The 13,671-nt window shown below is 55.3% G+C and carries 14 protein-coding genes; 12 read left to right on the top strand and 2 right to left on the bottom strand.

Annotated features, from left to right (window positions below; all coding sequences use genetic code 11):
* Nucleotides 1-66: 66 nt before the first annotated feature.
* Both EFB11_RS10240 and EFB11_RS17450 read right to left on the bottom strand, forming a co-directional pair.
* Nucleotides 67-1,839: a sigma-70 family RNA polymerase sigma factor gene (locus EFB11_RS10240; RefSeq protein WP_164706721.1), complete on the bottom strand. Its 1,773-nt coding sequence runs from the start codon at nt 1,837-1,839 to the stop codon at nt 67-69.
* Between the two features lie 134 nt (nt 1,840-1,973).
* Nucleotides 1,974-2,321, bottom strand: coding sequence for a helix-turn-helix domain-containing protein (locus EFB11_RS17450; protein WP_330510779.1), 348 nt, complete (start codon nt 2,319-2,321; stop codon nt 1,974-1,976).
* A gap of 262 nt (nt 2,322-2,583) precedes the next feature.
* Between EFB11_RS17450 and EFB11_RS10230 the strand changes: the two genes are divergently transcribed.
* The 12 genes from EFB11_RS10230 (at nt 2,584) to EFB11_RS10175 (ending at nt 13,663) form a co-directional block, all read left to right on the top strand.
* The gene (locus EFB11_RS10230) at nt 2,584-2,949 is read left to right on the top strand and encodes a hypothetical protein (protein ID WP_164706720.1); all 366 of its coding nucleotides are present in this window, start codon (nt 2,584-2,586) and stop codon (nt 2,947-2,949) included.
* A gap of 316 nt (nt 2,950-3,265) precedes the next feature.
* Entirely contained in the window at nt 3,266-5,266 is a 2,001-nt protein-coding gene (locus tag EFB11_RS10225; protein WP_164706719.1) for a methyl-accepting chemotaxis protein, read from the top strand.
* Nucleotides 5,267-5,402: 136 nt separating this feature from the next.
* A complete protein-coding gene (locus EFB11_RS10220) occupies nt 5,403-6,347 on the top strand; it encodes a sugar ABC transporter substrate-binding protein (RefSeq protein ID WP_122790134.1) in 945 nt (314 codons plus the stop codon).
* Between the two features lie 16 nt (nt 6,348-6,363).
* The gene (locus tag EFB11_RS17185) at nt 6,364-7,671 is read left to right on the top strand and encodes a sensor histidine kinase (protein WP_164706718.1); all 1,308 of its coding nucleotides are present in this window, start codon (nt 6,364-6,366) and stop codon (nt 7,669-7,671) included.
* Nucleotides 7,668-8,345: a response regulator transcription factor gene (locus EFB11_RS10210; protein ID WP_122790132.1), complete on the top strand. Its 678-nt coding sequence runs from the start codon at nt 7,668-7,670 to the stop codon at nt 8,343-8,345. Before EFB11_RS17185 ends, EFB11_RS10210 begins: the two co-directional genes overlap by 4 nt.
* Nucleotides 8,342-9,643 carry an ABC transporter substrate-binding protein gene (locus EFB11_RS10205; RefSeq protein WP_122790131.1) on the top strand — a complete coding sequence of 434 codons (1,302 nt, stop codon included), beginning with the start codon at nt 8,342-8,344 and terminating at the stop codon, nt 9,641-9,643. Before EFB11_RS10210 ends, EFB11_RS10205 begins: the two co-directional genes overlap by 4 nt.
* Before the next feature lie 204 nt (nt 9,644-9,847).
* Nucleotides 9,848-10,273, top strand: a complete 426-nt coding sequence (locus EFB11_RS10200; RefSeq protein WP_122790130.1) for a PTS sugar transporter subunit IIA — start codon at nt 9,848-9,850, stop codon at nt 10,271-10,273.
* A 17-nt stretch (nt 10,274-10,290) separates the two neighbouring features.
* A complete protein-coding gene (locus tag EFB11_RS10195) occupies nt 10,291-10,788 on the top strand; it encodes a PTS system mannose/fructose/N-acetylgalactosamine-transporter subunit IIB (protein WP_122790129.1) in 498 nt (165 codons plus the stop codon).
* 77 nt (nt 10,789-10,865) lie between these two features.
* Nucleotides 10,866-11,723, top strand: coding sequence for a PTS mannose/fructose/sorbose/N-acetylgalactosamine transporter subunit IIC (locus EFB11_RS10190; RefSeq protein WP_122790128.1), 858 nt, complete (start codon nt 10,866-10,868; stop codon nt 11,721-11,723).
* Between the two features lie 2 nt (nt 11,724-11,725).
* The gene (locus tag EFB11_RS10185) at nt 11,726-12,547 is read left to right on the top strand and encodes a PTS system mannose/fructose/sorbose family transporter subunit IID (protein ID WP_122790127.1); all 822 of its coding nucleotides are present in this window, start codon (nt 11,726-11,728) and stop codon (nt 12,545-12,547) included.
* Between the two features lie 34 nt (nt 12,548-12,581).
* On the top strand, nt 12,582-12,866 hold the full coding sequence (locus tag EFB11_RS10180; RefSeq protein ID WP_243115212.1) for a hypothetical protein: 285 nt from the start codon (nt 12,582-12,584) through the stop codon (nt 12,864-12,866).
* Complete coding sequence (locus EFB11_RS10175) at nt 12,863-13,663, top strand: Cof-type HAD-IIB family hydrolase (RefSeq protein ID WP_122790126.1); 801 nt, start codon at nt 12,863-12,865, stop codon at nt 13,661-13,663. Before EFB11_RS10180 ends, EFB11_RS10175 begins: the two co-directional genes overlap by 4 nt.
* Nucleotides 13,664-13,671 lie beyond the last annotated feature (8 nt).

Below are 13,671 nucleotides of genomic sequence, written 5' to 3'. Positions count from 1 at the left end.
TTTTGAAATTTTCAAAAAATAGAGAAGGCCGACAAAAATCGCCGGTCCTCTAAAAATGGTTTGCTTTTAGGATGTACTCTTTTCGGCCTGACGTTCCTCCTTCCAGATTCGATCGTTTACTGTTTGGGCGATTTCCTGCTGCAAAGCCGTCCCGGTCGGATCGGATGCCGCCTGCGGCGGGGCATTGTAGCCTTGCGGCGCATGCCAGTATTCGAGCGCAGCACAGCCTGCCAGCGGCGATAAATCGACCGGTCCGTTGTTAATTCCAATGTAGCGCAGCTGCTGCAGCGTGCCGAGCGGGGTCAGGTCGAGCGGCATCTGGCTCAGCTGCAAGGTCGATAGATATTCCAAATTGGGTGTTTGCTGCGCAAAGGCGAGAGAATCCAGATTGCCGGTATAGATTTGCAGCATACGCAGATTGGGCAGCGACTGGGTCGCTTGCAGCGAGATGACCGCGGTGGGATCACCGGAAACAGTCTGCGCCAGCGTCAGGGAGATCAGCTCCTGCATCTGGCTCAAATCCAGTGAAAAATCATCCGAAATGGAAAGAAAAGCATCGCGTATGGTGCCATTGCTCGCCAGCGGCGACAGATCAGCACCCGAAGCCAAGTCACAGGAGAACATTTTCAGGTCCGGCAGTTTGTCCAGGAAAGAAAGGTCTTGGATGGACTGCGTGTTCATAAAGCTGGTGTCCAGTGTAGAGATGGAGGTATCTTCCGCCAGCGTGTTGAGCAGGGTCTGCGGCTCGCTGGTATAGAGTTCCAGCGCCTCCAGAGAGGGCAGCAGCTTTAAGTCGGCCAGACCGCTCACGGGCTCTGTGCCCGGGATGGCCGTCAGGTGGTCATAACTCTGTGCATCGGAAACATCTGCAACGCCATCGTCGATCAGTACCATATGATACAGTTCGTCGCAGTCCTCAGCGTAGAGTTTTCCTTCCGGTTTGTCGACCAGTATGCGGATGTTTTGCTCCATCGCCGGATCGGTAAAAACGAGCGGGTCAGGCGTTGAGGATAGGACAATGCCGCCAGTCACGACCGCGACCGCAGCCACACCCACTGCAATCTTGGCTTGAATGGTCGCAAACAGGCCGCCCTTGGCAGCCTCACCGCCGGCGGCAGCCGCTGCGCCTGCCGCTCCCGCTGCACCGGCTGCGCTGACACCGCCTTTGATCGCCTGCCACATCTGTGTAAGCTGTTCCGGGGAGAGCAGATCGACCTCCAGCCGTGCCAGCAGCAGTCCGATCGGTACCGCACTATGCAGCCGGATGCCGTCCCGCTTTTCGATGGCCAGCACGCTTTCGCCGATTTTCTGGCGTGCATAGTTCAAACGGCTTTTGACCGTACCTTCCGAGCAGGTCTGGGTGTCGGCAATCTGCTTGACAGACAAGCCGCCATAATAAAACAGCATGACACATTCACGCTGATTGTCTGGCAGCGCCTCAATGGTCTGGCGGATCAGCGTCCGCTGGGCTTGATCTTCCAGCACGCTTTCCGGCAGCACAGCTTCATCCGCATCGGGGATGTTGCTGAAAAAGTCGGTACTTTCTTCGTCCTCTGTCGGTGCAACAAATCGCTTTTGCTGCCGTAGATGCTTGCGGCATTGGTTCGCAACGATCTGGCAGAGCCAGGAAGAGAACGCATCCGGATCGCGTAGAGAATCCAAATGCTCAAACGCCGAAAGAAAGCCGTCCTGCACGGCATCCATTGCGTTTTCCGGATTTTTGGTCATGCTCAGCGCCAGTCGATAGGTCTTTTCCCAGTATGCCTCATATAACTTGCCCTGTGCGTCGGTATCCCCCTGTTGGGCTTGCAGCACCCATGTTGTTTTTGTGTCGTTCATAAATCCCCCAAGTCGGTGTTTGTGTGCACAATTGTTTGGACTCGTTCGAGAATATTGTACCATATCGGGCAGAAAAAGTATAGGATATACGGTCATTGAGACAGCCCTCGAAAAGGGTGGATTCAACCACCAGTTCAATGACAAGCGAACGTTTTCGGATTATGATAAAGACAGCAAACGACAAGCCTGTATCTGGGTAAAAAATTTGAGCAGCAGGGCGAACCCTGCTGCTCAACGGAATGGATAGGAGAAGTCGATACCAAAATTTCATTCATCGAGATTTGGAACAGTTCACTGAGGGCGTAGAGGTTGTCAATGCTCGGTAGACTTTGTCCCCTTTGCCATTTGTAGATTGCTTGCGGTTCTTCGAAACCAAAAAACTGTTGCAAATCCCGGACGGTCAAACCGCGCGCTTGCCGCAGCCGGGTGATATTCGCGCCGGTTGCGACAGGATCGATCACCGGAAACCGAACGATTGCCATAAAGACAGCCTCCATTCTTGCAAAGACAATGTTGTTGAATACTATATCCGATTGAGCGCGGGGTTGCAACACTCTTGCGGAAACTGTAATGCAGTTGTCATAAAAGGGATCGAAAAGATACAAAACGGAGGGAAAACGATGATACAAATGGTGCCGTTACACAAACAAAGTAAGAAACAACAACGGGAATACCACGCCAAACAGCGTGGCTCCTGGCAAGGACTTTGCCCGGTTACCCGTACTGTACCAAATCGAAAAGCATATGACAGAAATCGAACAAAACAAGCCGATCGCCGAGATTCAAGAACAGATGGAGCATGAAAATCCTCAGCAGGTATCCGGCAGACGAGATAGGCAATACCGTCGCCAGCAGGAGAAAAAGCATATGGACCGGCTGCTTTTTTTGATTCAGCATGTGGGCTATGCGCCGCATATCGGCTATATTCCCGACGGCTTTGACGGTAAGACTTTGCTCTATTCCGGAAAATACATAAAGTATCCCAAGCGCAGCGGCACGCAGAAATACCTCAAAAGAAAAACCAGTCGAGCCGTGCGAAAATATGGAAAGCTTTCCCCGAAAGGAAATCAATACCGCAAACTCGTGGAGTATTGGTGGATCCTTTACTAAACGGTGTATGCACGGAAGGGCTTATGTTTTCCTTTGAATTGGCATTCGAAAAGCTGTCAACAGATCGAAATCACGAAATTAAATTTCTTTCGGAAATAACTGTTATAAATCACAAAAAATATCCGATTCTATAAATAGATTATTGCTGTTATATACAATAATTTGTTTCGCGATGAAAAAAGAGAAAAGGGAGGGAATGATCGTGAAACTAGGGATAGCGCAAAAACTCATGTTGGGGATTCTGATACCACTCATTTTAGTTTTGAGCGGTATTGGAGTGTTACTCGGGATACAGATTTCTGGCACAGTGGAGCAAATGGTCACAAAAAATTTGACTTCACAAGCAGAAGCTGGTACGCATCAGGTAAACGCATTTTTAAAGCAATATTATGGTGTTGTTGATACCATGGTCTGTTCGCCGGAGATTGCCGGTTTGGCAGCCGATCAGGCAAAAACCACGCTGGACAGCTCCGTATATTTCTCCGGTATGCTTACAGAACTGCAGAGAATCCAGCAGAAGTATCAGGATAACGTGCTTGGCGTCTGGTTCGCGGATGTAGGCCTGCAAGAGTTGGTGTACTCCGATAACAGCCGGATTACCTCGGCGGATGTGGACTTTTCGACGCGGGAATGGTACACGCGTAGCGAGCAGGAACAGAAGACGACAGTCACTGGCGCTTATGTGGATACCGGAACAGGGGAAATGGTCATCAGCGTCGTGAGCCCGATTATGAGCAATAGCAGCATGATCGGTGTCGTAGGTGTGGATGTTTCCACCAGTCAGCTGAGTAAGATTCTGGATTCCATCGTGGTTGGTGAAACCGGTTATATCACATTGATCGACTCCTCTGGTATGATTATTTATCATCCGGATTCTACGGTCGTCGGTACGACGATTGAAGAAGCACAGTATTCCTCCAACATGCAGGAGGCGCTGTCCAACCGCAGCGATGTGCAAGGTATGGCGTATACCCGGCAGGGGACTCCGTACTATGGCAGTGTAGCGGCCCTCGATGATATTGGATATGAAACGCTCGGTATTTTACCGGCGGAAGAATTTGAAAGCCATGTGAACGACACAGTACATACCATTGTCATCTGCTTTGTCGTTTGCGCGATCTTGCTGGCGATCATCGTCGTCCTGTTGGCAATTTCGATCATTCGTCCGCTCAAGCGGCTGGATACGGTCGCAAGACAACTGGCCGATGGCGAATTGGATGTAGAGTATCAGGTAAAGGGCCATGACGAAGTGGCGCGTCTGGGTCAGTCCACCTTGCGCATTGTAGAACGCCTCAAAACTTATATTCAATACATTGACGAGCTGGCCGCGGTTCTGGACCAGATTGGACGAGGCAATCTGGTATTCGAATTGCAGTATGATTATCGTGGCGAGTTTGCCAAGCTCAAGGACGCATTGTTGCGGATTCAGAAGAACCTGTCGGAAACGCTGTCCAGCATTGCCACGTCTGCGGCACAGGTCAATATGGGATCGGATCAAATTGCCAGCGGTGCACAAGCATTGGCACAGGGCGCAACCGAACAAGCGTCCGCAGTGCAGGAACTGTCCAGCACCGTGCAGACCCTGAACGAAAAGGTCACCGAAGGGGCACAGCAGGCCGGTCAGATGATCGATCAGCTCAACGAAGTCAAGAACCAGATGAGCACCAGCAATGGACAAATGCAGGATATGCTCGCTGCAATGCAGGATATCAGCCAGCATTCTACGGCGATCAGCAAGATTATCAAGACCATTGATGATATTGCATTCCAGACCAACATTCTGGCACTCAATGCTGCGGTCGAAGCAGCTCGCGCCGGTGCAGCAGGCAAGGGCTTTGCCGTAGTTGCAGATGAAGTGCGCAATCTGGCAGGCAAGAGCGCAGATGCTGCGCAGGAAACCAACGAACTGATTGCCCAGTCGGTGCAAGCGGTCAACAAGGGAGAAAGCATTGCTCGGGCTACCGCCGATGCGCTCAGCATGGTTGCTGTCAGCTCGGATGAAGTGGTTTCTGCAGTTGAACGTGTCACGCACGATTATCAGGATCAGGCTGAGCACCTGAAAGAAGTTTCCATTGGCGTCAATCAGATTTCCGAAGTTGTGCAGACCAACTCTGCAACCGCAGAGGAAAGTGCAGCGGCCAGCGAAGAATTGTCCGGCCAGGCACAGATGCTGAAATCTATGATCAGTCATTTTGTTCTTCCGGATGCGGAAAGCCAGCTGCCAACACCTTCTTTTGAGCAGACGATTCCCTCCGCGCCGCAGCCTTCGGCGCCGGTAGAGTATCCAGACAGCATGGATTATACGGATAAATATTGATTCGGTTATAATACGAAACGGCCGAACTGGTGTACAAAACCAGTTCGGCCGTTTTCTTTGGCTGGATGAAAAAACCGAGGGACTTTCCTTGCCCCAACTGACATGCTATAATAAAAACAAAAAAGGGGAAATCAGGATGGGATGGAGACGGGTATTCCTAGGCCTGTGTGCGGCCGCGCTCGCGGTCTGGCTGTACCTGACCATGCAGCAGCCCGCTGGACAGCAGGACAGCATTCGCATTGGCGCAACCTATATGACCATGAACAATCCATTTTACAGCGTCATCGATGAGGAATTGCGGCTCATGATCGAAAGCCAGGGGGATATTCTGCTGACGCGGGACCCAGCGCTCGACCAGGAGAAACAAAATGCGCAGATTCATGAATTGTTGGCCAGCGATATTGATTTGCTGGTCATCAATCCGGTCGATTTTCAGCAAATTCGTCCGGCTTTGGAGGAAGCCCGCGATGCCGGTGTGCCGGTTGTGATCGTCGATTCGCAGGTGAGTGACCCGTCGCTCGTGACCTGTACAATCGCTTCGGATAATTATGGAGCCGGGGTGCTGTGTGCCGAGCATCTCATGCGCACCCGGGATTCGGCCCATATTGTGCTGCTCGAACATGCTGCGGCGCAGTCGGCAGTCGACCGCATTCAGGGGTTTTGCGATACCTTGGCCGAGCATCCGGCGTATGAAATCGTCGGCCAGGCCGACTGCGAGGGGCAGTTGGAACTGGCCATGCCGGCGCTGCGCAAGCTGCTGGAAGAGCAGCCGGCCATCGATGTAGTCATGGCGCTCAACGACCCGTCTGCGCTGGGAGCCATGGCGGCGTTGGAAGAATACGGAACCCTGGAAAACACGCTGGTGTATGGGGTGGACGGCGCGCCGGAAGCGAAAAATATGATTTATGAAGGGGTCATGACCGCGACCGTGGCGCAGTCGCCCATCCAAATCGGACAGACGACCGCGCAGGTAGCGTATCAGATTTTGGAAGGCGAGCCCTATGACAAGGTGATTACCGTGCCGGTGAAACTCATTACCGAAGAGAATGTCAATCAGTTTGGCTCGGATGGCTGGCAATAAAAAGGGGGGATATGGGATGCAAAAAGGCGATGGCCTGACACTGCTGCGGCAGACCATGGTGCTGATCAACTTGGCGCTGACCCTGTTTTTGTGTGCTGTGTTTATGCTGACGCCCTGGCGGGCCATGCACCGCGCGGAAAGCATTGATTTTTTGCAGGGACTGAGCGATGTTCCGGCGCCGCCCTGGAGTTTTTCGCTGGCAGTCGTCGGGTTTGTGGCCTTTTTGGTGGTGGACTTCCTGTATCGGTATGGACGGCTGGGTAATGGTCGGTCGGCCTTCCTGCTCGAACCGCTGTTTGCTGTGGTAGTCATTTTGACGCTGCACTTGGAAGATACCGGGTTGCTGCTGCTTTGCGTGGTGAACCTGGTCAATGGTCTGCACGGCCGGGGGCGGGTGCTGTTTTTAGCGGCCATGACCGGGCTGTATCTGCTGACCAGTCTGGATGTTTTGCAGGCCATGCTGAGCATGGTGCCCTTGTCCGAATATCTGGCCTATTACGAAGGACAGGCCCAGCAGCTCATGCAGACCGCGATCGGGCTGCTCAGCACGCTCAACTTGATTTTATTTGTGGGATATATGGTATTGCTAGTAGGACAGCGCACCGAAGAAAATGCCGCCATTCGCCGCCTAAACGGCGAACTGGCGCATGCAAACGACCAGTTGTCGGTGCTCAATGGGCAGCTCAAAGCCTATGCGGCGCAGAGTGAACGCATGGCGGAAACCCGGGAACGCAACCGTCTGGCGCGTGAAATCCACGATACCCTGGGCCATGCCCTGACCGGCATCACGGCCGGGGCCGATGCCTGCATCCAGATGATGGACATTTCACCCGAAATGGCGCGCAAACAGATGGAACTCATCGCCGAAACGGCGCGGGCCGGCATCAACGAGGTGCGCCGGTCGGTCAGCGCCCTGCGGCCGGATGCACTCGAACGATTTCAGCTGTCCGAAGCGCTGGTCAAGATGTGTCAGGAGATGCAGCAGACCTCGCACGCCAATATTGAACTTTTTATGCAGCCGACCGATATGCGGCTGTCCTCGGATGAGGAGGATGCGGTGTACCGCATTGTGCAGGAGAGCGTGACCAATGCCATTCGCCACGGACATGCCACCCGGATTGAAGTGAATTTGTTCGGTCAGGACCGGCAGTTGTCCATTGTCGTGCAGGACAACGGCGTCGGATGCGGGCAGATCGAGCCGGGTTTCGGCTTGCGTCACATGCGCGAAAGATTGCGGCTGCTCGGTGGAAGTTTACAGTTCAGCGGCGGGGATGGATTCCGCATTCAGGCAACCATACCGCTTCGATGGGGGGATGAAATATGATTCGTGTGCTGATTGCAGATGACCAGGAACTCATTCGGCAAAGTTTGAGTTTCGTGCTGGACGCACAGCCGGACATTCAGATGGTCGGCGCGGCGGCCAATGGCCGGGAAGCCATCGAAATGGTGCGCAGCCAAAAGCCCGATGTGGTGCTGATGGATGTGCGCATGCCCGAGGTGGATGGGGTGGAGTGTACCCGGCTGATCAAAGCCGCCCATCCGCAGATCAAGGTGATTATCCTGACCACTTTTGATGACGACGACTATGTGTTCGGCGCGCTGCGCTATGGGGCGTCCGGGTATCTGCTCAAAGGCGTGTCGGTGGCCGATTTGGCCAGCGCTGTGCGCGAAGTTATGCGCGGCGGCTCGATCATTACGCCCGGTGTGGCATCCAAAGCCATTGAGATGTTTGGCCGCATGGCGCGCGGCAGCATGCAGGTCAGTGTGGACGAAAAGCAGACCGCCGACTTGCAGGAAAATGAGTGGAAGATCATCCGTGAGGTCGGGTGCGGCCTGTCCAATAAGGAGATTGCCGCTGCTTTGTGCCTGTCCGAAGGCACGGTGCGCAATTACATCAGTTCGATTTTAAGCAAGCTGGCGCTGCGGGACCGCACCCAGCTGGCCATCTGGTCGGTACAGACCGGTACGGCGACCCAGCCGTTTGGAGGCCGGCCATGAGGCGATGGCTGGAACGCATAGCCGCCATGGTGCTGGTGGCAGCTGGGTGCGTCGGACTGTCCGCTTATGCTGCCGCGCAGGAAACCGTGCTGACGGTCGGTTTTTTGGCGGGCAGCTATTGGGATGCTCCGCTGGGCAACTGTTATGCGATTATTGACGCGGCCATCGAGCGGTTTGAGGAAGAACATCCCGGCGTGCGGGTGGAGTATACCAGCGGCATTTTAAAGCGGGACTACTCCGAATGGCTGGCCGGGGAATATCTGATGGGCCAAGAACCCGACGTGTTTTTGGTGCTGCCCGAGGATTTCGGCATGCTGGCCGAACTGGACGCCTTGCAGCCGCTCGACGGGCTGATTGCGAGCGACCCGGATGTGTCCCGCACAGACTTTTACAGTGCCGCCCTGGACAGCGGCGCGGTCGATGGGGTGCAGTATGCGCTGCCGTATGAATGCGTGCCGACGCTGATGTTTGTCAACAAAACGCTGCTCGAGAGCGAAGGCATCCCGGTGCCCGAAAACGACTGGACCTGGGATGATTTTTATACGATCTGTCAGAAAATCACCCGCGACACCGACGGGGATGGCGTCATCGACCAGTTCGGCAGCTACGGTTACACCTGGCGGAACGCGCTGGCGTCCAATGAAGCCGCGCTGTTCGCTGCCGACGGCAGCCGCTCGCGCATCGCTGAACCAGCATCGGTCGAGGCGGTTGCCTTTGCGCAAAAGCTGGAGCAGCTTTATGCGGACTGCGACATTACCGCGCGCAGCTTTGACGAAGGGCACGTGGCCTTTCGGCCCTTCCTGTTTTCCGATTACCGGACTTATCAGCCATATCCCTGGCGCATCAAGCGGTATTCCGACTTTGAGTGGGACTGCATCCAGATGCCCGGCGGGCCGTCCGGCACCGGCCGGTCGGAACTGAGCACCGTGCTCGCGGCCATCAGCAGCCGTTCGCAAAATCCACTGGCGTGGGATTTTCTCAAGGAGCTGACCTGTTCCGAGCAAACCCAGTCCATGCTGTATACCGATTCGCACGGCGTGTCCGCGCTGCGGCGGGTCACCCAGTCGGAAGAAATCCAGCAGATTCTGCGGCATGACACCCCTGGGGAAAGTCAGCTCGGGCTGGAACTGCTGTCCGACGCCATGGAGCAGGCCACCACGGCCCCGCATTTCCGCTCGTATGATCAGGCATTGCTGCTGGCCGAAAGCCTGGTGGATACGGCCATGCAGGACGACCACAACTTGTCGTTGCAGCTGCTGCGGGTGCAGCGCGAACTGGATGAATATTTGCAAAGTTAAAAGGCCCAAAGGCTGGAAAACCGGCCCTGTTTTGGCAAACTGCCAAAATGGGGGCCGGTTTTTTTGATGTTTCCAACAAAGCGGGTGACAATTGTCATGCAAAATAGGATGGGTGTCATCAAACATCCATGACAAAGTGCAGATGAAATGCCCAGAGGAAATTGATAAGATAGTGTCAACAAAAAGAGAAAGGGGTTCACCAACATGCGATATCTGATTCTGGTCAGCCACGGCACCTTTGCGCCGGGCCTTCACAACGCGGTCGGCATGATGGCCGGCGCAGACCGGACCGACATCCGCTCGACCAGCCTGCTGGACGGAATGGATGTAGACACATTCCGCAAGAACTTTGCGGACTTGGTAGCCGATTTGACGCAGGAGGATGAAATCCTGCTGTTTGCCGACATCATTGGCGGCTCGCCGCTGACAACTGCGCTCGAGGTACTCACCGAAAAGGGAATGCTGGAGCACACGGTAGCCATCGGCGGCATGAACCTGCCGCTGATTCTGACGGCTGCATTTGCCGACGCCGAAGCGCCGCTGGCACAGGTAGCCGACGAAGTGATCGAGGAAGGCTGCGGCCAACTCAAAAAGTTTGATCTGGGCAGCAGCGACGAAGACGATATTTAAAAGGGAGGAAATTAAATATGTCCATTTCATTTATCCGCGTCGATGACCGTATGATCCACGGCCAGACCTGCACCCGGTGGGCGCTCGAATATCCCTGCGACGGGTTGATTGCCGTCAACGACAAGGCAGCCAATACCCCGGTGCTCAAGGCGGCCTACAAGAATGCCAGCGACAAGAAAACCTTTGTCTGGACGCTGGACCAGTGGCGGGCCAAGTGCCAGAAGGTGCTGGACAGCAAGGACCGCTACTTCCTGATCACCAAGGACCCTCAGACCATGAAGGCCATTCTGGTCGACGACGGCTTTGATCCCGGCGAAGTCAAGACGGTCATCATCGGGCCGTGCAACGACCGCGAAGGCGCAACCAAGCTGGGCAACAACCAGTCGATCACTCAGGAAGAAGCCGATGCACTCGAAGCGATCATGCAGAAGGGCTACGAGGTCGAGTTTGCACTGATTAAGGAAGCCGCCATCGGCAACTGGAAGAAGTTCCGCGGCCAGTTCGGCTACAAATAAGAACAAGCGCCGCAGCGGCGCTGTGGGTTTGTGAAAAAGACAAAAAAGGGGCTATACAGAAAGGTTAGGTGGATTTTATGGAAATCCAAGTATGGCAAGCCGCGTTATTTGGATTGTTTGCTTGTCTGGCATCCATGCCCGGTTTGGGCGGCACGGTGCTCGGCAACTACACCTTGGGCCGTCCGTTGGTGGCGGGCCTGGTGGTCGGCCTGATTATGGGCGATGTGCAGACCGGTATTTATCTGGGCGCTGCCATTCAGGTCGTTTACATTGCACTCGTTACGCCCGGCGGTACGGTTTCCGCTGATGTGCGTGCGATCTCTTACATTGGTATCCCGCTTTCGATTGTTGCCGTTCATTCCATGGGTCTGGACCCGGCAAGCGCGGAAGGGCAGGCTATGGCAGTGACCCTCGGTTCGGCCGTTGGTACGCTGGGCACGGTTCTGTTCTACGGCACCGCGACCGTCAACCTGGTCTGGCAGCACATGGGCTGGAAGGCCCTGGAGAAAGGCAACCTGCGTAAGCTGTATCTGGTCGATATGGGGTTGCCCTGGATTTCACATATTCTGTGCTCGTTTATCCCGACCTTCATCATCACCAAGGTCGGCGTCAACATGGTCGATCTGATGAAGGCATACCTGCCCATGGACGGCATTGCGATGAAGACCCTCTTTACGGTCGGTTCGCTGCTGCCGGCCGTCGGTATTGCCATCCTGCTCAAGCAGGTAGCGACCAAGCCGGTCGATCTGCTGACCTTCCTGTTTGGTTTTACTCTGGCAGCCTGCATGGGTCTGAACCTCATTGCCGCATCGGTTGTCGGCGGATTCTTTGCCGTCTTTAATTACCGGATTAAGGTACTGAGCATGCAAAAAACCGCGGTCGCAACCACAACTGGTGCGGATGCGTTCGACGATGACGATGAGGAGGAGATTTAACCATGGCTGAAAAGAAACTTTCCAAAAAGGCGCTGGCCAAATCCTTCCGCAACTGGTATTATGGCCATCTGACCTGCTTCTCGCAGGAACACATGCAGACCTTCGGGTATCTGTGCGCCATGCTTCCGCTGGTCGAGGAACTGTATGAAACCAAGGAAGAGCAGAAGGAAGCACTCAAGACCTATTCGGCATTCTTTAACACCGAGCCGCAGCTCGGCACGGTCATCGTCGGTATGACTGCCGGCCTGGAAGAGGCCAAGGCCAACGGCGAAGAAATCGACGGCGAAATGATCAACGGTATCCGCGCCGGCCTGATGGGTCCGGTGGCCGGCATCGGCGACAGCCTGCTGGTCGGTACCCTCATCCCGATTTTGCTCGGCGTTGCGCTGGGCATGTCGTCCGGCGGCTCGCCGCTCGGCGCCATCTTCTACATCGTGGTTTATAACCTTGTGTTGACGCTTGGCATGCGTCTGCTGTACTATAAAGGCTATCAGCTCGGCGGTAAGGCGGTCGAAATGATCGTCGGCGAAAAGGCCAACGCCATTCGTGAATCGGTCATCATGCTCGGTACCATCGTTATCGGTGCGGTTGCCGCGACCTGGATTTCGATTACTACCCCCATGGTGCTGCCCGGCGACATCGCTTTACAAGAGGGCGTACTCGATACGATTTTCCCCAAGATTTTACCGCTGGCAGCCGTGATGTTCTGCTATTGGCTGATGAGTAAGCGCAAAATGGCACCCACGACCGTCATGCTGATTTTGGTTGCCGTAGCGCTGGTGGGTGTCCTGCTCGGATTCTTCGACCCGCAGCTGAGCTACTAATCTGAAAGTCCGTCCGATGGAAAGGAGTTTTGAAATGTCCAAACAACCGAGTAAAATGTTGCTGCTGCGCGAAGCAGAACAGCAGCAGAATGCCTTGAAACGCTTGGCGCGTTGGATGCGCAATGCGATGGTCCTTTCCTCCTGCGCCGTTGTCCTGGCCTGGTGGGGCCTGGCGGGGAGCGGGATGCGCCTGGCTTGCGGCGTGACCGGTATCGTGCTGGCAGTGCTCAGCGCGGTCTGCGCGGCCCTCATCGGGCTGGGTATCCGCAACGGACGGCGGAACGTTTCCCACATCTTGCAAGCGGTGGAACGCACATGAAAGAACAAATCATCTCTTCTATAAACCTGCTGTGCCTCGACATCGACGGCACACTGCTGAACACCTCTCACCAACTGCCGCCCGAAAACCGGGCGGCAGTCCAGTATGCCGCCAAACAAGGAGTCACGGTCTGCCTGATGTCGGCCCGTCCGCCGCAGGCGATTTTCCCCATCCAGCAGGCCCTGGGCGTGCCCGGCCCGGTGGCCAGCTTTGGCGGCGCGCTCATCTGGATGGGAGACAAGCGGGTCTATGACCGGCGGCTTCCCGCTGCCAGTGTCCTGCCGGTGCTCGACGAGGGCGTCCGGCACGGCGTGCACGTCAGCGTATACCGCGATCTGGACTGGTTTGTCGAAACCGAGGACCGTTGGAGCCGAAACGAAAGCGCGATTACCGGTCTGTCCCCCATACCGGGGCCACTCCATGACCGAATACAAAACTGGGACCTAGGGGCGCATAAGCTGCTTTGCATGGGCGAACCCGCGCAGATCGACGCCATGATGGCATCGATTCACAATGGCCATCTGGACTGCCTGCGCTCCAAGGCAGAATACTTGGAGATCGTCCCAGCTGGCACCGGAAAGGCGGATGCCATGCAGGTTTTGTGTGACCGGCTGGGCATCGACGCCGGCCAGACCATGGCCATGGGCGACCATGATATTGACTGCGGTCTGCTGCGGGCCGCTGCGGTGGGGATTGCCATGGGCAATGCGTCCCCGGCTGCCAAACAGGCGGCGCGCTGCGTGACCGGCAGCAACGATCAGGCCGGGGTAGCGCAGGCCATCTATCAATGGATTTAAGGAGGACG

This window comes from Intestinibacillus sp. Marseille-P6563, from assembly GCF_900604335.1.
Classification (GTDB): domain Bacteria; phylum Bacillota; class Clostridia; order Oscillospirales; family Butyricicoccaceae; genus Butyricicoccus_B.
The sequence above is the reverse complement of the archived record's forward strand: the minus strand, read 5'-3'. Positions and strand labels throughout refer to the sequence as shown.